Source organism: Bradyrhizobium sp. BR13661, from assembly GCF_029892425.1.
In the GTDB taxonomy this organism is placed as follows: domain Bacteria; phylum Pseudomonadota; class Alphaproteobacteria; order Rhizobiales; family Xanthobacteraceae; genus Bradyrhizobium.
Window position 1 is genome coordinate 1 of sequence record NZ_JARXWB010000024.1, and the last position, 26,799, is coordinate 26,799.

The following is a 26,799-nucleotide window of genomic DNA, read 5'->3' on the forward strand; positions in this document are numbered from 1 at the left end:
GGTCCGGACTTCAGGTGAGAATTTGTTCGTCGTCTTGCTTGTCATGGCTCCACCTTCTCAAGAGTTGGAGCCTCCGGCAATCCCGGGGCGGTTCATTTTTCTTGCGAAGGCGGCGACATTGTCTTGCGCGCGCAAAGCTTCAGCGAACGCATCAAAAAGCAAATCTATGTCTCTACTTCTGAACGCCGCTGTAAAAGTACGAGCGCGCGCTTTGGTGTCGGCATCCGGTTTATTCTTGGTGCGGTGGGCGCCCTTCTTAAGGGGAGGCGCCCCCATTTTGATTGCGCCTTGCTTTCTCGCCTCCACCACTAATTGAAACCCTAAAACGCGGAGTACCCTTATCATAGTATCCAACGTAGGTCCTTTCTCCATGCGGAAAGCGCGATAAAGCGTGGTACGGTCGACCCCAGCAGCCCAAGCCATTTCGGTCACGCTGGAGTACCGCACCACACTTGCATCAACCGCTCGACAGATATACTGAAGATCATTCGTCGCAAACGCTGCATCGAGCGATTGTCTCAAAGCGTCAGAAGCGAGAGTGGTCCGCCAGTTTTTCGGGTAAGGTGGAGGCTGCGCACACATCGAACACCCATCTTTCACTTCTCAACTCGCGAGAAGAAGAAAAGCGACCCGAAATCAGAAGTTTCGCTGTGCACGAACTTGCAGCAACACAATGTCTTGATCCTACCTGGAATCCGTGATCGAGGGGGAACCACCGAACATCCACAGATGATGTTAGGTGTTTGACGGGCGACCAGCGCGTCACCGTGCCAACCTGATGTTGAAGTCTGGATTGCAGATGTAATCAGCACTGACGGCCTTTCCAGGTATTGTAAAGTTGGCACAGATGAATGACTTCCGTCATCATGGCGCACAACGGAATAACTGCCGTAAACACTGGTCCTGCAGCTAGGATTCCAAGTTGTGGATGAACGCCTGGGCACGCCAAGAGCAATCGAGCGAATTCTGCATTCACCGCGCCGCTTGACTTCAGACCAGGAGCCGTTTTCGTCAGCAACGACAAGTCACGGATTTGGGGAACATTTGATCTGTCGATTTATTGGCGTACCGCAAATCAAATGGAAACAACAGGGAACGAGCTTATGGCATGCGAGGGTCTTTAACGCGTCCCGGGTACAACCCGCCCTCGCTTGATCGTGTGCGACTGCAAATGCTTAACCACTTGTTAACCATAGCTAGGCAAACTTTGCCTACCCTCTTCGATATAGCGTCGGCGGACGAGAGCAAGCGATGGCTATCAACGACATTTCTACTTTATCAGCCCTGCGCACCAAGATGCAGTGGCATCAGGAGCGCCAGCGGATCCTAGCACAAAATGTCGCCAATTCCGACACTCCCAATTTCAAGCCGCGCGAATTGGTGGAGCTGAAATTTGATCGAAATGGCGCGGCGACCGGCGGCCCAGGTGGACCGGTCACGATGATGCGGACTAGCGCAAGGCACGTCGCTCCAGCGGGGGGCGGCGGAAGTTTCGGTGTTGAAAACAAAAGCGGTTATGCGACCAGGCCTGCTGGAAACGCCGTTGACCTCGAGGGTCAGATGCTCAAAGTGTCCGCAAACCAGATGGATTATGCCGCCGCAACTCAGCTTTATACCCGCAGTCTCAATCTGTTAAAAACAGCCGTTGGAAAGCGCTGAGCAACTTGCTACCAAGAAAACGAAGGCCGCATTCGCTATTATAGGCCCCGTCCTTCGATGAACTCAAGACGGTTCTCAGGGATCCCGAGTGGATCGACGATCCCGAGGCCAAAGCCACGAAGGTAGCAGCGCAGACATTGCAGGAGCTGCGCCACAAAGATGGATCGTGAGTCCCGCCCTCGAAGGGGATCGTATCACGACATAGCCGTGTAGAAGGGCGGCTTGATATCTAGTGTCCCGATTCTGAAGTTCGCTTCATTCTAGGTGTTTGCAGCGAGTGTGCGAAGGCAAAAACGCTGGATGCTGGCCAGGATGTCGTTGGCGTTCTTGGTCCAGCGGAACGGCTTGGGGTCAGCATTGGTGGCGTCGATATATGCCTTGATGGCTTCTTCGAGTTCGGCGACCGAACGGAACACACCTCGTTTCAAGGCGCGCTCGGTCAGCAGCGCGAAGAAGCGCTCGACCTGATTGATCCATGACGCCGAGGTTGGCGTGAAGTGCACGTGCCAGCGCGGGCGCTTGGTGAACCAGTTACGGATCGGCTTGGTTTTGTGAGTTGCATAGTTGTCCATGACGATATGAACGTCGAGGTCGGCCGGCACATTGCGCTCGATCTCATCCAGAAATTTGCGGAACTCGCTCGCGCGGTGGCGGGCCATGCACTTGCCGACGATGGTGCCCGCTTTGACATCGAGCGCTGCGAACAACGATGTCGTTCCGTGCCGCTTGTAATCGTGGGTATGCCGCTCGGCCTGCCCTGGCCGCATCGGCAACAAGGGTTGCGTGCGGTCGAGCGCCTGGATCTGGCTTTTCTCATCGACACACAACACGATAGCGCGTTCGGGCGGCGACAAGTAGAGCCCAACTATATCGCGCACTTTCTCGACGAACAGCGGATCGGTGGAAAGCTTGAAAGTCTCGACGCGGTGCGGTTGCAGACCAAAGGGACGCCAGATGCGATGAACCGTCGAAGGCGCATGAGCAATCTCTTTAGCCATGCTCCTAAGGCTCCAGTGCGTGCCGCCCCTCGGTTTCGTCTCCAACGTCTTGCGGATCGTGCTCGCGATTTCGTCGTCGCCAATCTCACGCGGTGCGCCGGGCCGCGGTTCGTCGTACAGACCGTCCATACGGCGTTCGGCAAAGCGATTGCGCCATGTGCCGACGGTCGCAGCGCAGACACCGATCTTGGCTGCGACCTCCTTGTTGTTGAGCCCGCTCGATGCAACCAGCACAATGCGCGCCCGCTCCGCCAGAGCCTGCGGCGCCCCGTGCTTGCGCGTCAGAGCCGTCAACTCGCGCTTCTCAACATCGTCGAGTACGATCGCGACAGCACGTCCCTTGGCCATTCCAACCTCCTGCTTTAAAAGGTCGGAAGAATGTAACTGATTTGTCGATCAGGACACTAGCGCCACCTTCAACCCTGGCACCGGATCGCTTGCAATGAATTGGTCGATCTGTCGCCGGTACCTGTCGGCATATTCGTGCAAGCTGTCGTCGAAATTGACGATGACGTATGCAATATATTTTGTGCACCCGCCTGCACCATATGCCGCCATCTGATCTCTCGCTTTGCGAAGATCAGATGAGAGTTTCCTGAAGAAGCCTTCGTCCAGACAATCTGTACTGGTTCCGACGCCGCCGCCATCCCTACGATCCGCCTCGACCTCAGAAATGTTGATCGTCTTGACCTCGCACAGCGCGCCATCAGCTTGCAGGTCAGGGGTTTGCTGGCCTCTGACTGCCGATGGCGGGACAAAACGGATGTTTTGATATCCCGCCTCCTTTAGATGATTGAACGCCTTCGCTTGGTTGAGTTTGTCGAAGAGTGCTTGCCAACCTCGTTTTGGATCTCTTGCCACCAACAACGGAGCGACTTCACTCTTCAGGAATGCCCAGCCGTCTGCATCGAGCCCTTGCAAGTCCCGTTCGATATCCCGGAATTGCTTCAGCTTTTGAGGTATCTCTAACAGCGATTGTTCGAAATTCTGAAAATAGGCGCTCGGTGGACGCGGCGTTGTAATAAGGTCGTAAAGCTCAAAAATGCGCGGCAATGTCTTCCGATGCACGCCAGTGTTCCTCTTGAGTAGAAACCAGAGTGCGACGCACAATATAGCGATCGCCAGTCCAAAAACAGCCCACGTCGTCATACAACCGGGTCTAACATTCAACTGTCAATTGTGACACTGTCGCGATTGGGCGCATCCGGCTACGTGGTCGAGCTCAATTCCACCCGCTTTCGCGGGGGTAGCCGAGCCCCGCAGATCCCGAAGCCGGGATGCCAGGTCTCGGCCTTTCGGTGAATATGCTCGCGCGCACCTAGATGCTTCGAACGAGGTTGGCACCGAGCGTATATTCTGCCTATATCCCGCCGATGCAAAGATATTTGATTTCGAGATAGTCCTCGATGCCGTATTTCGAGCCCTCACGTCCGTTGCCGCTTTCCTTGATTCCACCGAAGGGGGCAACTTCCGTTGAGATGATTCCTTCGTTTATTCCGACAATGCCGTACTCGAGCGCTTCGGCGACGCGCCAGACCCGCCCGATATCGCGGCCGTAGAAATAGGCCGCAAGGCCGAACTCGGTATCGTTCGAAAGACGGATCGCCTCCTCTTCGGTCTTGAAGCGGAACACCGGTGCGACCGGGCCGAAGGTTTCCTCGCGGAAGATCAACATGTCCGGCGTGGCATCCGCCAACACCGTCGGCTCGAAGAATGTACGGCCAAGCGCGTGGCGCTTGCCACCGACGACGACACGGGCTCCCTTGGAAACGGCGTCGGAAACATGCTCTTCAACTTTCTCGATGGCGACCATGTCGATCAGCGGACCAATCGTCACGCCTGGTTCGAACCCGTCACCGATCTTGAACGCGCTAACTGCCTCGGACAGACGCGAGACAAACATGTCGTAGATCTTGTCCTGCGCCAGGATGCGATTGACGCAGACGCAGGTCTGGCCGGCATTACGGTATTTCGACGCCATCGCGCCCTTGACTGCGGCATCGATGTCCGCATCGTCGAAGACGATGAAGGGTGCATTGCCGCCGAGCTCCATCGACGTGCGCTTCACAGTTGATGCGCTCTGTACTATCAGCTTCTTGCCGATTTCGGTCGAACCCGTGAACGTAACTTTTCGCACGATCGGGTTGGACGTCATTTCGCCGCCGATTGCGGATGCCGAGCCAGTGACGACGGACAAAACGCCCTTGGGAACGCCTGCCCGCTCGGCCAGCACGGCAAGCGCCAACGCCGTCAGCGGCGTCTGGCTTGCCGGCTTGACGACCATGGTGCAACCCGCCGCCAGCGCCGGGCCGGCCTTGCGCGTAATCATCGCCGCCGGAAAATTCCACGGCGTGATCGCGGCACAAACGCCGATCGGCTGCTTCAGCACGATGATGCGCCGGTCGGCCGAAAAGCCCGGAATCGTGTCGCCATAGACGCGCTTTCCCTCCTCGCCGAACCATTCGATGAAGCTTGCAGCGTAGGCGATCTCGCCCTTGGCCTCCGTGAGCGGCTTGCCCTGCTCCGCCGTCATGATGGCGCCGAGATCGTCCTGGTTCGCCATCATCAGGTCGAACCAGCGTCGCAGGATCGTCGCGCGCTCTTTCGCGGTCCGGCCACGCCATGCTGGCAGAGATGCATTGGCAAACTCGATCGCGCGCCTGGTCTCGGCCGTCCCCATATTGGGTACATGCCCGATCACGGCACCGGTCGAGGGATTATCGACCGCAATGGTGCCGCCATTATCGGCGGCCACCCACTCGCCCGCCACCAGACAGGCGTCGCGCAACAAGGTCGCATCTTTGAGAGTCAGTTTCGTAGTCATCGTGAATACAGCCGGTTGGAGTGATATATGAGCAAGGTGTGGGTCGGTCCACGACTAGCGTAAGGCCACTTAGCGTGCGTCGGGATCGTTACCGCTGAGGAACTTGGTGACGACCTCGATCTGGTCGTCGGCGATCAGAGCCGGCGCATGGCCGCAGTCCGCAATGGTGTGGAGACCGACATTGCGATTCCGCCGCATCATGTCCTTGAAAACGGCTTCGAGGAGCAAATCCGATTGTTGCCCGCGAATCACCAGAATGGGGACGTCGATCGCATCCCAGTGTTTCCAGAGATCTATGCTGTAGTGCCATGGGTTTCGAAAAGCATGGGCAATGTTCGGATCGCAAAGCGGCTTGAAGCAGCGTCCCTCCACGCTCCATGCGACGCTATGCGTCGTCAGATGCCGCCAGTGCGCATCTTCCAATCGTCCGAAGGGCGCCAGAACCCGCCGGTAATAGCCTTCGGCCTGTTCGATCGTCTCGAAAGACTTTGGCGCATCGTTGAGATTGGCGCCGAGGCGAAGCAATCCGGCCCAGGGCAAATAGGGTCCGATATCGTTGATCACGATCCGACGGATCGGGCTACCCGGAAGCGCCGCCAGAACCATCCCGACCAATCCGCCCAGGGACGTGCCGATCCAGTCGACCTCCGTTGAGCCCAGTGAAGCCATCAATACCGTCATGTCTCTGCAATACTGGGGCAACACATAGTCGCTGCTGTCCTGAAGCCGTTCGCTTTGTCCCCTGCCCGGCAGGTCGGGACAAACGACGCGGCGCCCCCGCTTCGCGAGCGCAATCGCGAGATGATCAAAGTCACGCCCGTTCCGAGTGAGGCCGTGAACACAGAGCACCGGCCGCACCGCGGACGCCGGCCCCCAATCCGTGAACGCGATGCGATGGAAGCTGCGTCGGGTCAGTCCGCGCACCGCTCCGGTCCGGTCGGGAGCCATCTGCCGTCCTTCAGGCCAATCTGCGGATACTTTTGAGGCTCCGCGCAGTTCAGGCGATTGCAGCTTCATCGGCCTATTCGATATGTCGGTGAGCGTCGGCCGACGTCTCGAAAATATGCGGGGCGACGTCGCGGCGAGACAGCGCGTCGCCGAGCTTCAGGCGCATGAAGGCTGAGGTGGTGTAACGCGAGGCGTGGTCGTAGCAGGTTCGTTCGACCTCGGCGGCCATCGAAAACCATTTGTCCGACATGTCGGGCGCGATGTAGGACGAATCGTAGTTGATAACGGCCGAGAAGCGGTGCCCGACCCGATGGAAGAGCTCGAGGATCGCGGCCCGGATCACCTCGACGTCGGCGTCGGTATGGACCCGATATCCGTCGAGGCCGAGAAACAACGTGTTGCGTTCCGCATCGTATGACAGCCGATCCGCCAGCGGCCGGTTGAGCAGCCGGTCGTCAAGCTGCATCAGCGCTTCGCTGAACAGCGAGGCATCCATGGCTTTCGGCGTGCGGATGATGGGCCGAAAACCCATGAGCGCCAGAATGTCGCGCTCCATGTCGACACCCGGCGCGATCTCGATCAGTTCGAGACCTTCCGGGATGAGCCTGAACACGCATCGCTCGGTGACATAGAGAACCGGCTGCCTGTTGGTTGCGGCAAGCTTTCCGGAAAACGTGATCTGGTCGACCTTGTCGATGAATTTCGCCGATTTGCCCTCGCTGAGGATCTTGAGCTGACCATCAACGACTGACGTCTTGAGTCCACCGGTCGTGAAGGTGCCTGCGAAGACCAGCCGGCGCGCATTCTGCGAGATGTTGATGAAGCCGCCGGCGCCGGCGAGGCGGCCGTTGAACAGGCTGACATTGACGTCGCCGCGGCCGTTGACCTGGGCCATGCCGAGGCAGGCCAGATCGAGCCCGCCGCCGTCGTAGAAATCGAACATCTGGTTCTGGTCGATGATGGATTCGGCGTTGATCGCCGCACCGAAATCGAGGCCACCCTGCGGAATGCCCCCGATGATGCCGGGCTCGGCCGTCAGCGTCACGAAGTCGAACAGCTTTTCTTCGGCTGCAACCGAGGCAATGCCTTCGGGCATGCCGATGCCGAGATTGACGACGCCGCCCATCGGCAGTTCCAGCGCACAACGACGCGCAATGATCTTGCGGTTATCGAGCGCCATCGGAACATTGCGGTCGGCCGGCGCGCGCAGTTCGCCCGAGAATGCCCCGTTGTAGCCGGTGGCATAAGTCTGCACATGGTTTTCAGGCTGAGCGACAACAACGCAATCGATCAGGACGCTCGGAATCTTGACGTGCCGCGGATTGAGCGAGCCGGAGGCGGCGATACGCTCGACCTGGGCAATGACAAATCCCTTGCAGTTCTTGGCAGCGGAGGCCAGCGCCAGATTGTCGAGGGTCAACGCCTCCTTTTCCATCGAGATGTTGCCGTTATGATCGGCTGTAGTACCTCTGATAATAGCGACATTGATCGGAAACGCCTTGTAGAACAGCCAGGGTTCACCATCGATTTCGATCAGCCGCACCAATTCCTCGGTCGTGCGCGCATTCAGCTTTCCCCCGCCATTGGCCGGGTCGACGAAGGTTCCAAGGCCGACCTTTGAAAGAAGACCGGCCTTGCGTCCCGCAATCTCGCGAAACAGATGCGAGACGCATCCGAGCGGCAGGTTGTAGGCCTCAACGTGGTTGTCGACCGCCATCCGGGCCAATTTCGGCACCAGACCGAAATGTCCGCCGACCAGGCGCTTGATCAATCCGGGATGCGCCAGCCGATTGAGACCGCGATCGGCGCCATCCCCCGGCGCCGCGGCAAACACCAGCGAGAGATCCCGAGGCTCCCCGGTCTGGATAAAGCGCCGCTCCAACGCCTTGATGATTTCGTCGGGTGTTCCGACGCCGACGAAGCCGGACGAGGCGACGGTGTCGCCGGACCGGATGATGGCAACCGCCTCGGCGGCATCGACGATCTTGTTGCGCATCAGATTACACTCTCAGGCTTGGCGTCGCGGGCAACCAGCCAGTCGGCAATGCTCTGACTGAGCTTCCCCTGTGATTTACTCGAGACGAACAGGCCGACATGGCCTCCGGGCAGCGGGATTTCGGTATAATCCGTGCTGCCAACCTTCGCGCCAAGCGCGCGCGAGCAGTCCGGCGGAATGATGTGATCGTCCAGCGCGAAGACATTGAGCACCGGAGCCGTGATGGACTTCAAGTCGACCTGACGGCCGGACAGCACGAAGCTGCCATCCACCAGGCGATTTTCTTGATACAGTTCCTTTAGCCACTGTTTCGCCGCCTCACCGGGATGGTGCGGCCGATCCGCCAGCCACTTCTCCATCCGCAGGAAATTCATGAATTTCGCCTCATCGTCGACGACGTCGATGAGGTCGACATTGTATTTCGTCAACGAGCGCATCGGCGTCATCATCGAAAACACCGAGCTCATGAATTCGCCGGGCAGCACGCCGTAGGTATCGACCAGCTTGTCGATATCCTCGGAGTCGAGGCTGCGGGTCCAAACGTTCAGAAAACCGTGATGCGCGGCCTTGTCCTTGACGTCGGCATGAAAATCGATCGGGGTGATGGTGATGACGAGGTTCTTCACCTTCTCCGGATGCAAGGCAGCATAGCACGTCGTAAAGACACCGCCTTCGCAGATACCGAGTAGCGTCACCTTGTCGTGCCCCGTCTCCTGGGCGATGCGATCGACGGCGGCATCGATGTAGTCGTCGACGTAGTCGTCGATGCTGAGCCACCGTTCGGCCCGGCTCGGTTGGCCCCAGTCGATCAGCCAGAGATCAAGGCCCTTCGACAGCAGGCTGCGCACCAATGAGCGATCGGGCTGAAGATCAGCCATGGTGTATCGTCCGATCAGGCCGTAGGCCAGAAGTACGGGCGTCTTCGCCGTCGCTTCCGCCATAGGCTCGTAACGGAACAACTCCACCTTGTCGCGGCGCATCACGAGATGCTTCGGCGTCGTGCCGATGCTCACATCCTCATCTCTCGTATTGGCGATGAGCTGCGTCGCCTTGAACATTTTTTCGGCGTTTGACGCCATGTCACGGGCGAAACGCGAGGCTTGGTTCTCCTGATCGCTCATAGCGGGCCTTCGATCTTCCGGTCTCGCGCCTGACGGCCGAGCGCACGGACCTCACGACGCAACTCGGTCAACTGGCGCGTTACGTCATCGAAATCCTTGCGGCTGGGCAGACCGAACATCGCCGAGGCCGCCTCCGCGACGTCATCCTGCCGGCTTCGCAACTGTAATCCGGCCTGTAACAGCTCCTTCTGGGCCTGGAGAAAGCCGTCCGTGCGTTGGTTCCGAATCAATTCCTCATTCGATATCGCGCTCCACTTGGCAAACGCCTCACGCCAATCCGGCGCCGGCGTCTCGGTCGTACCCGTCGAGGACATTGCCTCAAAAAACCGTTTCGAGGCCTCCGCCCACGGCGCGGAGGCGACCGCATTGTAACTCGCAAGCCGCTGGCGCATCTCGATCCAGGCGCCAAAGACCAGCGCCATTTTCCGGTCGATGTCCCAGACATCGGCAAGCCGCGGCCCCTGCGCCATCCGCTCGATGGTAGCAGACAGTTCGTTGCCATCGCCGAAACCGCCGGGCTTCTCCGACAAACGAGCCAGCATGAATGGGGCCATCGAACCCGACCACGCCTCGGCCATGCGGTTCGAGGATTCGGCCATCGTCTGCCACAGCTTCGCCCATTCAAGCGCGGGCTCGGCATCCGCGGCAGGCGATTTGTCTCTCTCGCTCATCGTGCTCCTCACACTGGAACTTCGCTCAAAAGCGAATTCCAACCATCGCTTCGATCAGGCGGCGGCCCGGTTTCCGAAAGCTTCCGTGTAGATCGCCAGGGCATCATCGAAGCTGACTTCGCGTGGATTGTTGACGAGAAGCCGCGTCTGCTTCATCGCATCCTCGGCGAGCTTCTTCAGGTCGCTCCTTGCGATGCCGACATCCGCAAGCGACGCCGGCACGTTGCAATCCCGGCAAATCGCCGCGATGGCGTCGACGAACAGCCGCGCCCGCTGGCTGACGTTCATTCCCTCCGACTTGGGATCGACGATCGGCGCCAGCTCGGCGTAGAGCCCTTCCGCTTCCGGTAAATTGAAGCGCAGCACCTGCGTCAGGACCAGGGCGTTCGACAAGCCATGCGGCACGTGGAATATCGCGCCGATCGGATAGGCGAGCGCATGGACCGCGGCGACCGGCGAATTGGCGAAGGCCATCCCGGCGAGCATCGAACCGAGCAGCATCTGCGAGCGCGCCTCGAGGTTCGAGCCGTCGGCGCAAACCGTGCGGACGTTAGCCGACAGCAAGGCAAGGGCCTGCCGTGCGAGCTGGTCTGACATCGGATTTTTCCTGTGCTTGCTGGTATAGGCCTCGATCGCGTGCACCATGGCGTCGATGCCGGTCGCAGCCGTGACGTGGGCGGGCAAGCCAAGCGTCAACTCCGGATCAAGGATCGCCCAATCCGGCAGCAATTTGGGCGAGACAACGCCCTTCTTTTCTGTCGTCGGCGTCGTGACGATCGCAATCGGCGTCACTTCCGAGCCGGTGCCGGCCGTCGTCGGCGCCAGCAACAGCGGAAGGCGTTCACCCTTGGCAAGGCCGACGCCATAAATATCGTCGAGGCGATCAGGGGTTTTGGCCAGATAAGCCACCAGCTTCGCGGTATCGAGCGCACTGCCGCCTCCGATCGAGGCGACCAGTTCGATTTCCTTGTCGCGGCAAAGCGCGACTGCCCGCTCGATGATATGCGACGGCGGATCCGCCTCCACATCGTCGAATACCGTGAGTTCGCAACCATCAGCGACGAGGCCTGCTTCGGCATTTTTCGTCAGACCCGCGTTGCGCACTCCCTTGTCGGTGACCAGCAGGACACGCTTGGCGCCGTATCCTGCAACCAGCTCGGCCAGCTTTTTCGACGCGCCTGCCTCGAACAGGATGTTGGGCGGCGCCTGAAAGGTGAAAGCTTTCATCTGACATCACTCCTGTTCTGATCGGACGGCAAAGCGGCAAGCGCGGCAGTGAGTTCTTTGGTCACGACGTCGATCGGCTGCAAACCGTCGACGACATTGAGCAGCCCTTGCGACCGGTAGTATTCGGTGACGGGTGCGGTTTGTTCGCGGTAGACGTCGAGCCGGGTCTTGAAGACCTCGGGATTGTCGTCGCGGCGCACGGGCTCGCCTCTGCTTGCCGCTTCTTCGGCGCGGCCCCTGATGCGGTCGAGCAGCGCATCTTCGTCGACTTCCAACTCGAGCACCGCATCGAGCTTGATACCTCGGGTGGTGAGTTCCTGATCGAGCGCTTCGGCCTGCGCGACCGTCCGCGGAAAGCCGTCAAGGATAAAGCCGCTTGCCGCATCCGAATGGTCGATCCGGTTGGCGATGACCGACACCACGACATCATCGGGCACCAGTTCGCCGCGATCCATGATGTGCTTGACGCGCAGTCCCGCAGCCGTGCCTTCCGCGACCGCCTCGCGCAGCATGTCGCCGGTCGACAATTGCGGGATGGCAAATCGAGTAACGATTCTCGTTGCCTGCGTACCCTTGCCTGCGCCTGGCGGCCCCAACAGAACCAGTCTCATCTCAATTCCCCATGTATGGATTTCAATTCTTTGCCCGCTCGATTGCATCAACGATAAGCTGGCGCGCTTCGGTGCTGTCGCCCCAGCCGATCACCTTCACCCACTTCCCCGGCTCCAGGTCCTTGTAGTGTTCAAAGAAGTGCTGGATCTGCTCGATCGTGATTTGCGGCATGTCGGCTATCCCGGTGACGTGGGCGTAGCGCATCGTCAGTTTCGGCATCGGCACGGCAATGATCTTCTCATCACCCCCGCCCTCGTCATCCATCTTGAGCACGCCGATCGGCCGGACATTGATCACCGCGCCCGGCACAATGGGCCGTGAATTCGCCACCAGGACGTCGATCGGATCGCCATCATCCGAAAGGGTATGCGGAACGAAGCCGTAATTTCCGGGATAGCGCATCGGCGTGTACAGGAAACGATCGACAAACAGCGCCCCTGCCGCCTTGTTCATCTCGTATTTGATCGGCTCGCCGCCGATCGGAACTTCAATGATGACATTGACGTCTTCAGGCGGATTGTCGCCGATCGCAATCGCCTCGATATTCATTTCAACGCCGCCTTTTGCCCGTGCCGGTTCTTGATCAGGTCGTCGACCACGGCCGGATCGGCGAGCGTAGAAGTGTCACCAAGGGCGCCAACCTCATTCTCTGCGATCTTGCGCAGGATGCGGCGCATGATCTTTCCGGAGCGGGTCTTAGGCAGGCCCGGGGCGAACTGGATGACATCGGGTGCTGCGATCGGGCCGATCTCCTTGCGCACCCAGGCCACCAGCTCCTTGCGCAACTCCCCGGATGGCTCCGCATCCGCCATCAAGGTGACGTAAGCGTAGATGCCCTGCCCCTTGATATCGTGTGGAAAGCCGACGACGGCGGCTTCGGAGACCTTTTGATGAGCGACCAGCGCGCTTTCAACTTCGGCGGTCCCCATGCGATGGCCGGACACGTTGATGACGTCATCGACGCGGCCGGTGATCCAGTAATATCCGTCCGCATCGCGACGGCAGCCATCACCGGTGAAATATTTGCCCTTGTAGGTCGCAAAATAGGTCTGCATGAACCGCTCGTGGTCGCCATAGACCGTGCGCATCTGGCCCGGCCAGGAGTCGGCAATGACGAGGTTACCTTCGCATGCACCCGTCAGCACGGCGCCACTTGCATCCACCACTTCCGGCATCACACCGAAAAACGGCAGGGTTGCCGACCCCGGCTTCAGGGCTGTCGCGCCGGGAAGCGGCGAGATCAGAATGCCGCCGGTCTCGGTTTGCCACCAGGTATCGACGATCGGGCAGCGCCCGTCTCCGACGACGCGGTGATACCATTCCCAGGCTTCCGGATTGATGGGTTCGCCGACCGAGCCAAGCAGCCGCAACGACGCACGGCTGGTCTGCTTGACCGGTCCTTCGCCCGCGCCCATCAACGAGCGGATCGCGGTCGGCGCGGTATAGAAGATGTTGACCTTGTGCTTGTCGACGACATCCCAAAACCGCGACATTGACGGATAGTTCGGGATACCCTCGAACATCAGCGTGGTCGCGCCGTTGGCCAGCGGCCCATAGACGATGTAGCTGTGGCCGGTGACCCAGCCGACGTCGGCCGTGCACCAGTAGATGTCGCCATCGTGATAGTCGAATACATACTGATGCGTCATTGACGCAAAGACGAGATAGCCGCCGGTGGTGTGGACGACGCCCTTTGGGGCACCCGTTGAGCCCGACGTGTAGAGGATGAACAGCGGGTCCTCCGCGTTCATTTCGGCGAACCGACACTTGTTGGATACCTTTGCCGTTTCATCGCCGTACCAGACGTCGCGGCCATCGACCCAGTCGATCGGACCGCCGGAGCGCTTGACCACGATCATGGTCTTCACGATGCCGGCTGCTTTCCTGGCCGCCTCGTCGGCATTGACCTTTAACGGCACCTTGCGACCACCGCGCAAACCTTCGTCAGCGGTAATCACGACTTTGGACTTGCAGCCTTCGATGCGTCCGGCCAGCGCATCCGGCGAGAACCCGCCGAACACGATGGAATGGACTGCCCCGATCCGCGCGCAAGCCAGCATGGCGTAGGCAGCTTCCGGGACCATGGGCAGATAGATTGTGACCGTATCGCCCTTCTTCACGCCGTGATTTTTCAGCACATTCGCAAGGCGGCAGACCTGATCGTGCAGCTGCCGGTAAGTGATCTTCTTCGATTCGCCGGGATCGTCGCTCTCCCAGATGATCGCCACCTGGTCGGCACGCTCAGCGAGGTGCCGGTCGATGCAGTTCGCCGACACATTTGTGATGCCGTCCTCGAACCATTTGATCGAAACCTTGCCGGGCTCGAAACAGGTGTTCTTCACCTTGGTGAAGGGTTTGATCCAGTCTATTCGCTTGCCATGATACCCCCAAAACTCTTCGGGCGCAGACGCAGAAAACTCGTACATTTCTTTGTACTTCGACGCATCGACGTGAGCGTGTTCAGCCCACTCCGGCGACACGTCATAGATCTGTGTGTCTGACTTTTCCGTGCTCACTCTGGAGCCTCCTCGACGAACAGATGATGCCGTTACCGTCCACGCTCCAAGCGAGCGCAGGCAGCGTTCCATATTCGAACGATGGGAGCTTCGCTTTGGCCCGACCCGTTCTATTTATTCAGGTCAACCGCCGCCGGTTGGCTCATTGCACTTCCAAGCTCACGAAACTGCGCATTCATTTTTTCCATCTGTTCCTTGAGGTGGCTTTGATAGACAGCGCCCATTTCCTGCGGGTCTTTCGCATGCAACAGCTTTTGCGCAAGTTCGAACCCGGCAGCCACATTGGCTTCGGCGAACGCCACCGCCTTTTCATTCATCTCTTTCGCGCTTGAATAAGTTGCGCGAACGCCGGAATCGGCCTTCTCCCTCAGCTTCTGGGATTCCGTCATGTAGTTCGACACGGCCTCCTTGGCCTTATCGAGTGTGGTTTGCGCCATTTCGCGCATCTTCTCGGCTTGCTCGTTGATCTGCTCACTCATGGCACTCTCCATTTCCAGCGTTTGCGACTTCGGCGACTTCAGTAGAGTCTGTACGACGATTGCTCACGCGTCCGGTGCGACGACCTGTTTCAGCTTCTCGCGAAGCTCATCCACCAACACGCGGGTATTTTCGGTGTAATCAATGGGAACCACGACAAGGTGCACGCCGCCGCCTTTGAACGCGTTTTCGAGCGTCGGGATCAAAGACGCCGTGCCTTCGACGCGTGAACCTTTGGCGCCATAGCTCTCGGCGTATTTGACGAAATCGGGATTGCCGAACGTCAGGCCGAAATCCGGGAAACTATCCACCGCCTGCTTCCAGCGGATCATGCCGTAGGCCGAATCTTCCAGGATCAGCACGACGAGATTGAGCTTGAGACGAACCGCGGTTTCCATTTCCTGCGAATTCATCATGAAGCCGCCATCGCCGCAGACCGCGAGCACCCGCCGCTCGGGATACAGCATCGCCGCCATCATGGCGGACGGCAACCCGGCGCCCATTGTCGCCAGCGCATTGTCCAGCAGCAGCGTGTTCGCCACATAGGTCCGGTAGTTGCGCGCGAACCAGATTTTGTACATCCCGTTGTCGAGGGCAACGATGCCGTCCTCGGGAATGACTTTTCGTACATCGTGCACGATGCGCTGCGGGGTCGGCGGCCACCGATCCTCGGTAGCCCGGTCGGAAAGGCGTTTCAAAATGCCTTCGCGAAGGCCGAGCAAAGCCCCGGCGTTGTGCAGTCGTCCCTCGACGCGATCGGCCAGTAGTTCCAGGCTCGGCCCGACATCACCAACGACTTCGCATTGCGGAAAGTAAACCCGCTCCACATTGGCAGGCGTGTAGCTGACGTGGATCACCAGGGGACCCTTCGGGCCCATGATAAACGGCGGTTTCTCGATCGTGTCGTGACCGATAGCGATGATCAGATCGGCACGATCAACGGCCTCATGCACGTAGTCTCTTTCGCTGAGCGCAGCCGTTCCCATATAGAGGTTGCCACCTCCGGGTACGGTTCCCTTCCCCATCTGTGTCGTGAAGAACGGGATTTGCGTACGGCGGACAAATCCGCCGATGCCTGCCGTGCTGCGGGGCCGGGACGCAGCGGCGCCGAGCATGATCAATGGCCGCTTGGCCTTGAGGATCATTTCAGCGGCGCGGTCCAGCGAGGCACGATGCGCGACCGGAATTTCGATCGGGTGTTGCGCCACCATCGCGACGTCTTCTGCTTCCTCGCCCGCGATGTCCTCAGGCAATTCCAGCAGGACCGGACCCGGCCGCTCTTCCATGGCAATCCGGAAGGCATCGCGAACGATGGTCGGAATGCTGCTCGTACTGACGATCTGGAGTGAGAGCTTGGTCAGCGGCTTGAAAGCGCTGACGACATCGACAATCTGGAATTTTGCTTGCCGACTGCTCATGATGCCCTTCTGGCCGGTGAGCATGATCATCGGCATGGCACCGAGCAGCGCATAGGCCGCACCGGTCGTGAGGTTCAATGCACCCGGACCGAGCGTGGTGATGCACACCCCGGGCTTGCCGGTCAGCCGGCCGTATGTCGCGGCCATGAAGGCCGCGCCCTGCTCATGCCGTGTCAGGATCAGCTTGATCGACGAATTGCGCAGGCTTTCCACGACATCCAGGTTTTCCTCGCCGGGAACCCCGAAAATCCGGTCGACGCCCTCGTTCTCGAGTGCGGCGACCAATAAATCTGATCCCTTTGGCATTTCGTTCTCCTGATCTTGCAGTTCAGCGTAGTAGGTCAATTGTACTTCGAGGCGACACCAATCGCGCCCCAAGCTCGAATGGATTTCGCAATCCTAGCTATCCCAATCGCCGGATGATGCTTTGGGTGAAGTCGCTGGTGGACGCCTTGCCGCCCAGATCCGGCGTACGGACTCCATCCTTGCGCAGGACCTGATCGATAGCAGTTCTGAGACGGTTCGCGAGATCAGGCTGATCAATGTGCTCCAGCATCAGCCCGACCGCCAGCAGCAAAGCGAGCGGATTGGCGATTCCCTTGCCGGCGATGTCAGGCGCCGAACCGTGCACGGCTTCGAAGATCGCAGCATCCGGTCCGATATTGGCGCCGGGAGCCATACCGAGGCCGCCGACCAGTCCGGCGAGCTGATCGGACAGGATGTCACCGAACAAATTGGTGGTGACGATGACGTCGAACTGCCAGGGATTCATGACGAGTTGCATCGCGGTCGCATCGACGATGCGATCGTCCATCTGGATCCTGCCCTCGTATTTCTTCGCAATCTCGTGGCCGACCTCGAGAAATATGCCGGTCAACGCCTTCAGGACGTTGGCCTTGTGCACGACCGTCACCTTCTTGCGTCCGTTCTTCAGCGCATAGTCGAACGCGAATTCGATGATCTTGCGTGATCCCTCGCGGGTGTTGACCCCGGTCGAAATCGCGACCGCGTGAGGATCGTCTCCGATCGGAATGTAATGTTCGAAGGCGACGTAAAGGCCGCCGAGATTCTCTCGCACCAGCACGATGTCGATATCATCGAATCGTCCGCCCGGAACCATGCTCCGAACCGGGCGCACATTGGCGTAAAGGCCGAACTCCTCGCGCAACCGAACATTGATCGAGCGGAATCCGCCGCCGACGGGCGTCGTCAACGGACCCTTCAAGGCAAGCCGCGTGCGCCGGATGCTCTCGAGCGTCGTCTCCGGCAACGGGTCATGACTTTCTTCAATGGCCGCCAACCCGCCCTGGCGGATTTCCCATTCGAACGGGGAGCCAAGCGCTTCGAGGATATCGACGGCCGATTTCACGATCTCCGGCCCGATACCGTCGCCTGGAATGAGCGTTGCGGGCAGCTTTCGCGATGATTTGTCAGTGGTCATGGATGCTCTCTCGATGAAATGATCGGATGATAGTCAACCCGCAAGCTGACGCAGGACGTATTGGAGGATTCCGCCGTTGCGGAAATACTCCAGCTCATCCAGCGTATCGATGCGGCAGGTCAGCGGAACGACGGCCTTGCTCGCACCATCGGGTCCGCAAATCTCGACCGCGAGTTTCTGGCGAGGAACCAGACTGCTCTCGATCCCGCGCAGGGTAACGATCTCGTCGCCCTTCAATCCGAGAGACCGCCAGGAGGTGCCCTCCTCGAACACCAGCGGCATCACGCCCATGCCGACCAGGTTCGAACGATGAATGCGCTCAAAACTTTCGGCGACGACGGCCCGGATGCCGAGGAGGTTGGTGCCCTTGGCGGCCCAATCGCGCGACGACCCAGTGCCGTATTCCTTGCCGGCGAAAACAACCAGCGGGACCTTGTCGGCTTGGTAGCGCATGGCAGCGTCATAGATCGACATCCGCTCGCCACTCGGCTGGTGAATGGCATAGCCACCCTCAACTACGCTGCCGGCTTCGTCCTTCACCATCTGGTTCTTGATGCGAATGTTGGCGAAGGTTCCCCGCATCATCACTTGATGGTTGCCGCGGCGGGTGCCGTACTGATTGAAGTCGACGACGCGGATCTGATGGTCGCGCAGGTAATGCCCGGCGGGGCTGCTTTCCTTGATCGATCCCGCAGGCGAAATGTGGTCCGTGGTGATCGAATCGAGGAACATGCCAAGGATGCGCGCGTTGACGACGTCGGTGGGAGGCACCGGCTCCTTGGTCATCCCGACGAAATATGGCGGGTTCTGAACATAGGTCGAAACCGAATCCCACTCGTAGGTTTGCCCTTTGGTGACGCCGATATTCTTCCAGTTCGTATCGCCGCTGAAGACGTCCGAATAGCGCGCCTTGAACAGATCGCTGCCGATCGTGCGGTCGATGCAATCCTGAACCTCCTTGCTCGAGGGCCAGATATCCCGGAGATAAACCGGCTTTCCTTCGCTCCCCAGTCCGAGCGGCTCGTTTACGAGATCAATCGCCATCGATCCGGCAAGCGCGTAGGCGACCACGAGCGGCGGCGAGGCCAGATAGTTCGCCCGCACGTCCGGATTGACTCGCCCCTCGAAATTGCGATTGCCGGAGAGAACCGCGACCGCCACGAGGTTGTTGCCCGAAATGGTCTCCGAGATTGCCTCCTGTAACGGACCGGAATTTCCAATGCAGGTCGTGCAGCCGAAGCCGACGACATTGAATCCGAGTTTGTCGAGATCGGTCTGAAGACCCGATTTCTTGAAATACTCCTCGACGATCTGCGAACCCGGCGCGAGCGAAGTCTTGACCCATGGTTTCGTGCTCAACCCCTTGGCAACCGCATTACGCGCAAGCAATCCCGCCGCCAGCATGACGCCGGGGTTCGACGTGTTCGTGCACGAGGTAATGGCCGCGATCACGACGTCGCCATGGCCGAGGTCGAAGCTCTCGCCTTCGACGCGATGCCGGCTGCCGATCTGCGCGGCCTGACGAAACTCCGTGTCCATGGCGCTCAGGAACGAGCTCTTCGCGCTGTCGAGCGTAACGCGGTCCTGCGGCCGTTTCGGTCCTGCCAGCGACGGCACGACGTCGGTCATGTCGAGCTGCAAGGAGTCCGTGAAAATCGGATCCGGCATTTCCGCGGTGCGCCACATGCCCTGGGCTTCGGCATAGGCCTTGACGAGCGCGACGCGCTCGGGATCACGGCCTGTGGTCGTCAGATAGTCGATCGTCCTTTGATCAATCGGGAAAAAGCCGCACGTCGCGCCATACTCCGGCGCCATATTGGCAATGGTGGCGCGGTCAGCGACGGTCATGTCGTCAAGTCCGGGACCGTAGAATTCGACGAATTTTCCGACCACGCCCCGCTTGCGCAGCATCTGCGTCACGGTCAGCACGAGGTCGGTTGCGGTGACGCCTTCCTTGAGCCGGCCGGTCAGCTTGAAGCCGACGACTTGCGGCAGCAGCATCGAGATTTGCTGGCCGAGCATGACGGCCTCGGCCTCGATGCCGCCGACGCCCCATCCCAGCACGGCGAGGCCATTGACCATCGTGGTGTGTGAATCGGTGCCGACGAGTGTATCGGGATAGGCCAGCTCGGCACCTCCGCCTTCGGACGTAGCGGTCCAGATCGTCTGCGCCAGGAATTCGAGATTGACCTGATGGCAGATGCCGGTGCCGGGAGGGACCACCCGGAAGTTCGAAAATGCGCCCTGCCCCCATTTCAGAAACCGGTACCGCTCACCGTTGCGCTGGTATTCAAGCTCGACGTTCTTGGCCAGCGCCTGACCATTGCCGAAGGCGTCGACGATCACGGAGTGATCGATGACTAGATCCACCGGCACGAGGGGATTGATCTTCTGCGGATCGCCGCCGAGATTTTTCATGGCGTCCCGCATTGCGGCGAGATCGACGACGGCCGGGACGCCGGTAAAATCCTGCATCAGCACCCGGGCCGGCCGGAAGGCGATTTCCTTCTCCGCAGAGCCCTTGTGCTGGCCCCACTGCGCCGCATCCTCGATGTCAGCCTTGCTGGTGCTGCGGCCGTCTTCATTGCGCAGCATGTTCTCGATGATGACTTTCAGAGAAAAGGGTAGCCGCGAAACGCTGGGAAGCCCGTTCTTTTCCGCTGCGTGAAGCGAATAGTAGGCGTAAGTCCTTGCACCGACCGAGAGTGTCTGGCGGGCGTCGAAGCTGTTGAGATACTTTACTGTCACGACGATATTCCTTCCGCATGAGGCTCAGGCTCACCGTGAACCCGGCCAAGGCTGAACAATTCCCGGATATGAAAAACTGAAGGCGAGTTCGGTTCTCGCCGTTAAGAGATGCGCGACAGGATGATCAGGACCAGGGTCACCGTGATCGCGCCACCGATCCGCGTTGCGATCTGGGCGAACGGCATCAGCTGCATCCGGTTGGCGGCGGTCAGGATCGCGACGTCGCCGGTACCTCCCTGCCCGCTGTGACATGCGTTAATGATCGCCGCCTCGATCGGGTACATGTTGAGAAACCGGCCGACCACCGCGCCGGTCAACATCAACGTGAACACGGTGCTGAAGATCGTGATCATGTTCGGCAGGTTGAATGCCGCGACGAGCTTGTCCCACGGCGTCATTGAGACGCCGATGGCAAACAGGAGCGGATAGGTGACCGCGGTGGAAAAGAACTTGTAGACCACGAGCCCGCCCCGCTGCAGATGCGGCGACACCGCGCTCGTGAGCTTCGCCAGTACCGCAAGGAACAGCATCGCCACCGGCGCCGGCAGGCCGAACAGGCGGTGGCACATCACGCCCAGGAGATACAGTGTGATGGCCGCCAGTCCCGCCGCCGCGACCGTGCTCCCGTCCATCGGACCGCCGGTTTCCGAAGCGACCTCTTCCTTGGCCGGATCCATGTCGTCGTGCTCGTCGGGCTGAAGGCGTCCCTCACCCGTCAGGTGCGGGTATCGCTTGCCGACGAAGTTCAGGATGCCGGACAGGATGATCGCAGTCAGGCTGCCGAGCATGATCGGCGGCAGGATCTGCGCGAATACGTCGCCCTGTGGTATATGCAGGATTTCCGAATACCCGATCGAAAGCGGGATCGCGCCTTCGCCGACACCGCCGGCCATGATCGGAAGCACGACGTAGAAGAAAGTGTGGTGGGCGCCGAGACCCAGCATGGTCCCGACCAAGGTCCCGACCGCGCCGGCCGCGATCGAGCCGATGGCGAGCGGAATGAATATCTTGACGAAGCCCTGCACCAGAACCTTGCGATCCATTCCCAGGATGCTGCCGACGATGATACAGGCGATGAAGAGATAGAGGAAGTTGGTGTACTTGGTGAACTCGATGATCGATTTCTCGATCTGGGGCGGGATCAGCTTGTAATAGGTGAGCGCGGAGGGAATGAATGTCGCAAAGATGGCCCCGGCGCCGATGCTGCGCAGCACCGGAATGCGTTTTCCGACTTCGGCGCAGGTGAAGCCGCCGATCACCAGCACGGCGATCATCATCGAGACCTCGCCCTTGATGTCGCCGGTGTAGGTGAACCCGACCAGAAGCGCGAACAGGACCACGAACACCGGGATCGGAATAATCCCGATCCGTGTGTCCATGATCTTCCACCAGCCACGTGGCCACCAGGGTTCGGCGCCGCGGCCGGAAGCCGACGAAATATTCGTTAGTTCGGGTGCTGTCGGAACTACGTCACTCATCTGCAATCCTCCTGCTGCCGCCTCGGTTCACGACACCTGGTCGCGACCGCCTTGCGGCGCCTTTGCCCGTATTCCGTCAGTCCTGCGTCATTCCGAGATCGACCACCGGCCGCCGGTCGTCATTCTCAAGGGTCGCATTGTTCGGATCGTCGAACAGCACGGTTGCCCGTTTCACGAACCGATCGTCGAATGTCTTCGCCAGATCGATCTTGGCCCCCTTCAACTCCGGATCGAACGTGGCCAGCATGTTCAGCGCACTGTTCATGCCCTGGGGCGTGATCACGCCGGTCTTCGAATAGATCAGCAAGTTCGACCGAAGAGATTTCACGTAGATGTCGCGGTCGCCGAGGAAGTAATCCGATGGCATCGTGTCCACGACCTCATCGGTCGTTGCGGTCGCGATCCATTTCAGCGTTTTGTAGAACGCCGTCACCAGCGCCTGCATGGTGTTCGGATTGGCGGCGATGAAAGCCTGCTTGCCGTACAGCACGGCGGCCGGGTTGGTGCCGCCGAAGATCTCGTAATTTACCCGCGGAAAGCGGGTATCGGTCACGATGCGAATGATGCCGTCCTGCTCGAGCCGAGTGATCACCGGATCGAAGTTCGCCACTGCATCGATGCTGCCGTTCTTCATTGCCTCGACCGCTGCCGCGCCGCCACCCACGCCGACCAGCGTCGCGTCCGCCGGCTGCAACCCGGCCTTTGCCATCAAGTACAAAACGAAGAAGTGCGACGAAGAACCGGGGGCCGTCACGCCGATCTTCATGCCCTTGAGATCGGCGGCCGACTTGTAGGGCCGGTCCTTGCGGACCGCGAGCACGATACCCGGGAACCGGCCGAGCTCGATCAGCGCGCGGATATCCTGGCCTTTGGCCTGACTGTGCAGAACGTGTTCATAGGCGCCGGTTGCGAGATCGACCGAGCCGCCGCGCAGCGCCTCGAGCGTTTGCGACCCTCCTTCGAAGTCGACGATCGAGACGTTGAGCCCGTAATCCTTGAAGTAGCCGCGGCGCTCGGCCAGCGTGACGGGCAGATAGTAAAGGTGCGACTTGTTGGCCACGCCAAGCCGCAGTGACGGCTTTTCTAGCTGCTGGGCACGGCCCGCCCGCGGGAAGGCCGCGCACAGGGCCGCACTGGTGAGACCTGTCGCAAATGTGCGGCGATCGCAGTTCACGACGCGCTTCTGCCGTCTGCGTTGCCGGCTGCCGACGCGTCGACAGCCCGAGCCTGCTCAATTGCTTGCATGCCACCCTCCCAACTTTCTACGAATGTTTTTCTTTTCTTGATATCTGCTACGCGGTACGCCGCTTGCGCGTCACCTGTCCTGAAGTGCGCGACGCCACTCCTTTAGAAAACTTGCCCGTTTCGACTGGTCGAGATAGGTCAGCAACTCTGGCCCGATATGGATCGGCTTTATTGCGTCACTGCGCTCCGCCGGTATGACGCCGCCCGCACCGATGCCGAGGCGGACGGAACCAATAGATCGCGCCAGGAGAAATTTCTGGCCGCGTTCCGAGAGCAGGTAATCGAGAAACAGTTTGGCGGATTCCGGATGCCGTGCGGTGACTGGTATGAAAGCAATGCGCGACATCAAGGTGATGTAATCGGCAGGAAAGACCACACCGATCGACGTATCTTCCTTGGCCCGCTCGATCGCATAGGACCCGATCACATTGTAGGCGATCAGATGCTCGCCGGATGAGATGCGATCAAGCACCGTTCCGGTTGTTGAATAGAGCTTGATGCCGGCGCCGCCAAACGCGCGAACCATCTCCCATGTCGTCTTGGTGATCCGGGAATCGCGTGTGATGAACAGGAACCCGGCGCCACTTTGCTCCGGATCGTAAGACGCGATCTTTCCTCTATAGGCGTCCGGCTTTTTGCTTAGAAGACTTGTCAAATCCGAGCGGGTTTTGGGTACGTCGGACTCCGCAACGAGGTTCTTGTTGTAAACGATGACGATCGGTTCCGCGGTGATCGCGTAGGCTTCGTTCTTCCAGACCGCCCAGTCCGGGATATGGGTAATTTCTTTTGATACATAGGGCTGGGCGTAACCGTCGTTGACGAGCTTGATCTGCAAGTCCATCGCTGAACTCCAGATGACGTCGCCGGACCCCTCGCTGGAGGGCGGGGATTCTACAATGCGATTGTAGATGTCGTACGAATTTGCCTTTGAATAGACGGTCTCAAGACGCGGATAAAGCGCACGAAAATCCGCCAGCAGGTCGGACACTTCAGACGCTTCGGTCGTCGAAACGATGTGGAGTTTGTCCCTGTTTTCGGCGATAGCCGCCAGCGGGCCCTTGGCTGGGGCAACATCCTGCATTTGCTGAGCGCCAGTCGGCGCAGCAAGCAAGATTCCAACGCACAAGACCATGGCGTTAGCAGCCTTCATCGTAACGCGTCCCCACCAATGAACCGCTTTGCGCGTTCTTGTTATTCGGGATCGTAGGCTACGAACCTGTCACCCTCCTGTCGCGCTTCCCTTTTGTGACGGCAACCTGAGGCAATGTGGTGTCCGGCATCCAGTGTCTGGCGGCAATATATTTCAGTTTCTACTGCCACCTTCGTGGTCGCGCGTTGCAAGGGGAAAGCTCACGGAAACCCGAAGGCCTTGGCCTTCGGAGCCAGGCGAAAGCGCAATTTGAGCTCCGAGACGGTCCGACAGCGCCTTCACAATGGCCAGTCCGAGGCCGCTGCCTTCAGGCCCGTTCGCCATGGGAATCCGATAAAAACGCTCGAAGACGCGGGCCAGATGGATCTCCGGAATCCCCGGACCGGTATCCTCAACTTCGATGCGTGCGGCGGTTGCGTCGACGACCGTGCGAACCAGGACCGTCCCGCCGGCGCGGTTATAGCGGATGGCATTGTCGGTGAGATTTGCCAGTAACTCGCCAATCAGGAGGCTGTTCCCGGCGATCATCGCGCGTCCGTCAAATCGATCGAATTGTATATCGATATCCCGTGCGATGGCCTGTGGCGCACGCTCCGACAGGACGTTGAAGGCGATCTCATTGAGGTCGGCGTTTTCGACGACCGGTTGCGCAATGCTTTGTTCATCGGCCCGAGCCAGCGTAACCAGTTGCCTGAGAAGCCTTTCAAGGCGGTTGATCGCATTGTCCACTTCGTTAAGGGCGGATTGGCCCGCAGGGGTCTCCGATCCCAGGCGTCGCACCAGATCGAGATGCGTCCGCAATATCGCCAGGGGCGTTCGCATCTGGTGCGAGGCATCGGCGGTGAATCGGCGCACCAGTTCAATGGCCAGATCCAGCCGTTGCAGCAGCGAGTTTACGGCAAGCGCCGGCGCCAGGGCTTCCTGCGGCACCCGGGATAGGTCGAGCGGACTGAGATTTGGACCACCGTGAACACCGCGCGCATCGATTTCCCGCTTCAGTTCGCCAAGCGGCCGGAGGCCGCGATCGACCGCGTACCAGCCGAGGCAGGCAATGAGGCCGATCAATCCGGCTTCGAGCACCGCAAGGCCGATCAGCATTTCGCGTTCGACGGCGCGGCGCGCTTGTATGGTTTCGGCGACGGCAACGAGGACCAACCCTGGCCTGCCGTAAACCTGCCGCGCCTGCGCCCCGATGCGAACCGGTTTGCCGCGGTAGGCGCCATCGCGATGACCGGTTTCTCCGGCCTTCAATCGATCGAACCCGGACAGCGGAAGGTCCTTGTACCCGGTGATCAGCTCACCAAGGTAAGTGACGCTGTAATAGATGCTGTCGTGCGACTGGCTCTCCAGCATGCCCAGCGCAACCTGCGGCAGGTCGACGGACAGTTCGCCGTCCTCCACGCCGACACGCTCGGCAATGGCGAGAACCGATCCATCGAGCAGGCGATCATGGGTGGTCTCGACCACCCGCTGGATCAGCATCATGCCGCCAATTCCAAGCACGACCGCAAGCACAATGGCGGGCGCCACCAGATTGGTAAGGAGGGTCCGCCGCAACGACGGCCGCCAGGTGGCGATCACTATACCTCCAACAAATAGCCCAGGCCGCGAACGGTTCGGATACGCGGCCCGTCGGGACCGAGTTTTTGGCGAACGCGGCCAACATAGAGTTCGGCTGCATTCGGCGCTACCGCTTCGTCGAAGCCGAACACCTCCGCGATCAACCGGTCCTTGGACACCAGCTTGCCGGCGCGGGTCATCAGCACTTCGAGCACGGCAAATTCGCGCCGTCGCAATTCGAGAGGCCGGCCGCTCAGCGTGATCGTGCCGGCGGCACGGTCGAACGCCAGCGGGCCACAGACCAAGGTCGGATTGGGCAACCCCTGCCCTCGCCGCACGAGCGCGCGGACGCGGGCATCGAATTCAGAGATATCAAAGGGTTTCGAGAGATAATCATCGGCGCCGAGATCGAGCCCGCTGACCTTGTCGTCGACCGTATAACGGGCGGTCAGAATCATGACCGGAACGGCTGATCCGGCTTGCCGTATCTTGTGCAGCACCTCGAAGCCCGACACGTTCGGCAGGTTGATGTCCAGAATGATCAGGCTGTAAGGTTCGAGCAGCGCGGTCTGCGCCGCCGAAGCGCCGTCGGATTCAATATCGACCGCGAACCCGGACAGCTTCAGCCGCTCGGCAAGGCCCCGCGCCATCGCGGCATCGTCCTCGACAATCAGAATTCTCACCGAACAAGCCTTCGCGTTACGCCGCCA

22 protein-coding genes are annotated in these 26,799 nt (G+C 59.9%); 1 reads left to right on the forward strand and 21 read right to left on the reverse strand.

Annotation, left to right across the window (positions count from 1 at the left end; translation table 11 throughout):
- Nucleotides 1-57 precede the first annotated feature (57 nt).
- Nucleotides 58-582 carry a hypothetical protein gene (locus M2427_RS30205; protein ID WP_348521956.1) on the reverse strand — a complete coding sequence of 175 codons (525 nt, stop codon included), beginning with the start codon at nt 580-582 and terminating at the stop codon, nt 58-60.
- Between the two features lie 669 nt (nt 583-1,251).
- Between M2427_RS30205 and flgB the strand changes: the two genes are divergently transcribed.
- On the forward strand, nt 1,252-1,659 hold the full coding sequence (gene flgB, locus M2427_RS30210; RefSeq protein ID WP_280710531.1) for a flagellar basal body rod protein FlgB: 408 nt from the start codon (nt 1,252-1,254) through the stop codon (nt 1,657-1,659).
- Between the two features lie 260 nt (nt 1,660-1,919).
- Here flgB and M2427_RS30215 read toward each other — a convergent pair whose 3' ends face one another.
- The 20 genes from M2427_RS30215 to M2427_RS30310 form a co-directional block, all read right to left on the reverse strand.
- Nucleotides 1,920-3,005 (reverse strand): IS630 family transposase, encoded by a 1,086-nt coding sequence (locus M2427_RS30215; RefSeq protein WP_280710532.1) that lies wholly within the window; start codon nt 3,003-3,005, stop codon nt 1,920-1,922.
- A 48-nt stretch (nt 3,006-3,053) separates the two neighbouring features.
- Complete coding sequence (locus M2427_RS30220) at nt 3,054-3,725, reverse strand: hypothetical protein (protein ID WP_280710533.1); 672 nt, start codon at nt 3,723-3,725, stop codon at nt 3,054-3,056.
- Between the two features lie 292 nt (nt 3,726-4,017).
- Nucleotides 4,018-5,481: an NADP-dependent succinate-semialdehyde dehydrogenase gene (gene gabD, locus M2427_RS30225; RefSeq protein ID WP_280710534.1), complete on the reverse strand. Its 1,464-nt coding sequence runs from the start codon at nt 5,479-5,481 to the stop codon at nt 4,018-4,020.
- Between the two features lie 69 nt (nt 5,482-5,550).
- The gene (locus M2427_RS30230) at nt 5,551-6,498 is read right to left on the reverse strand and encodes an alpha/beta hydrolase (RefSeq protein WP_280710535.1); all 948 of its coding nucleotides are present in this window, start codon (nt 6,496-6,498) and stop codon (nt 5,551-5,553) included.
- Nucleotides 6,499-6,502: 4 nt separating this feature from the next.
- Nucleotides 6,503-8,425 carry a CoA-transferase gene (locus tag M2427_RS30235; protein WP_280710536.1) on the reverse strand — a complete coding sequence of 641 codons (1,923 nt, stop codon included), beginning with the start codon at nt 8,423-8,425 and terminating at the stop codon, nt 6,503-6,505.
- On the reverse strand, nt 8,425-9,546 hold the full coding sequence (gene phaC, locus M2427_RS30240; protein WP_280710537.1) for a class III poly(R)-hydroxyalkanoic acid synthase subunit PhaC: 1,122 nt from the start codon (nt 9,544-9,546) through the stop codon (nt 8,425-8,427). The genes M2427_RS30235 and phaC overlap by 1 nt, the downstream gene beginning before the upstream one ends.
- Nucleotides 9,543-10,217 (reverse strand): poly(R)-hydroxyalkanoic acid synthase subunit PhaE, encoded by a 675-nt coding sequence (locus M2427_RS30245; RefSeq protein WP_280710538.1) that lies wholly within the window; start codon nt 10,215-10,217, stop codon nt 9,543-9,545. The genes phaC and M2427_RS30245 overlap by 4 nt, the downstream gene beginning before the upstream one ends.
- Nucleotides 10,218-10,271: 54 nt before the next feature.
- The gene (locus tag M2427_RS30250; protein ID WP_280710539.1) at nt 10,272-11,444 is read right to left on the reverse strand and encodes an iron-containing alcohol dehydrogenase; all 1,173 of its coding nucleotides are present in this window, start codon (nt 11,442-11,444) and stop codon (nt 10,272-10,274) included.
- The gene (locus M2427_RS30255) at nt 11,441-12,055 is read right to left on the reverse strand and encodes an adenylate kinase (RefSeq protein WP_280710540.1); all 615 of its coding nucleotides are present in this window, start codon (nt 12,053-12,055) and stop codon (nt 11,441-11,443) included. The genes M2427_RS30250 and M2427_RS30255 overlap by 4 nt, the downstream gene beginning before the upstream one ends.
- 22 nt (nt 12,056-12,077) lie before the next feature.
- The gene (gene ppa / locus M2427_RS30260; protein ID WP_280710541.1) at nt 12,078-12,605 is read right to left on the reverse strand and encodes an inorganic diphosphatase; all 528 of its coding nucleotides are present in this window, start codon (nt 12,603-12,605) and stop codon (nt 12,078-12,080) included.
- Complete coding sequence (gene acs, locus M2427_RS30265; protein ID WP_280710542.1) at nt 12,602-14,644, reverse strand: acetate--CoA ligase; 2,043 nt, start codon at nt 14,642-14,644, stop codon at nt 12,602-12,604. The genes ppa and acs overlap by 4 nt, the downstream gene beginning before the upstream one ends.
- A gap of 38 nt (nt 14,645-14,682) precedes the next feature.
- Nucleotides 14,683-15,051, reverse strand: a complete 369-nt coding sequence (locus M2427_RS30270) for a phasin family protein (RefSeq protein WP_280710543.1) — start codon at nt 15,049-15,051, stop codon at nt 14,683-14,685.
- A gap of 63 nt (nt 15,052-15,114) precedes the next feature.
- Nucleotides 15,115-16,773 carry an acetolactate synthase large subunit gene (locus M2427_RS30275; protein WP_280710544.1) on the reverse strand — a complete coding sequence of 553 codons (1,659 nt, stop codon included), beginning with the start codon at nt 16,771-16,773 and terminating at the stop codon, nt 15,115-15,117.
- 97 nt (nt 16,774-16,870) lie between these two features.
- Nucleotides 16,871-17,908 carry an isocitrate/isopropylmalate family dehydrogenase gene (locus tag M2427_RS30280; protein WP_280710545.1) on the reverse strand — a complete coding sequence of 346 codons (1,038 nt, stop codon included), beginning with the start codon at nt 17,906-17,908 and terminating at the stop codon, nt 16,871-16,873.
- Between the two features lie 33 nt (nt 17,909-17,941).
- On the reverse strand, nt 17,942-20,656 hold the full coding sequence (acnA, locus tag M2427_RS30285; RefSeq protein ID WP_280710546.1) for an aconitate hydratase AcnA: 2,715 nt from the start codon (nt 20,654-20,656) through the stop codon (nt 17,942-17,944).
- Nucleotides 20,657-20,757: 101 nt separating this feature from the next.
- Nucleotides 20,758-22,134, reverse strand: a complete 1,377-nt coding sequence (locus tag M2427_RS30290) for a 2-hydroxycarboxylate transporter family protein (protein WP_280710547.1) — start codon at nt 22,132-22,134, stop codon at nt 20,758-20,760.
- A gap of 76 nt (nt 22,135-22,210) precedes the next feature.
- Nucleotides 22,211-23,308 carry an ABC transporter substrate-binding protein gene (locus tag M2427_RS30295; protein ID WP_280710548.1) on the reverse strand — a complete coding sequence of 366 codons (1,098 nt, stop codon included), beginning with the start codon at nt 23,306-23,308 and terminating at the stop codon, nt 22,211-22,213.
- 141 nt (nt 23,309-23,449) lie between these two features.
- Nucleotides 23,450-24,529 (reverse strand): ABC transporter substrate-binding protein, encoded by a 1,080-nt coding sequence (locus M2427_RS30300; protein WP_280710549.1) that lies wholly within the window; start codon nt 24,527-24,529, stop codon nt 23,450-23,452.
- 153 nt (nt 24,530-24,682) lie between these two features.
- The gene (locus M2427_RS30305; protein WP_280710550.1) at nt 24,683-26,110 is read right to left on the reverse strand and encodes a sensor histidine kinase; all 1,428 of its coding nucleotides are present in this window, start codon (nt 26,108-26,110) and stop codon (nt 24,683-24,685) included.
- Nucleotides 26,110-26,772, reverse strand: a complete 663-nt coding sequence (locus M2427_RS30310) for a response regulator transcription factor (RefSeq protein ID WP_280710551.1) — start codon at nt 26,770-26,772, stop codon at nt 26,110-26,112. The genes M2427_RS30305 and M2427_RS30310 overlap by 1 nt, the downstream gene beginning before the upstream one ends.
- Nucleotides 26,773-26,799 lie beyond the last annotated feature (27 nt).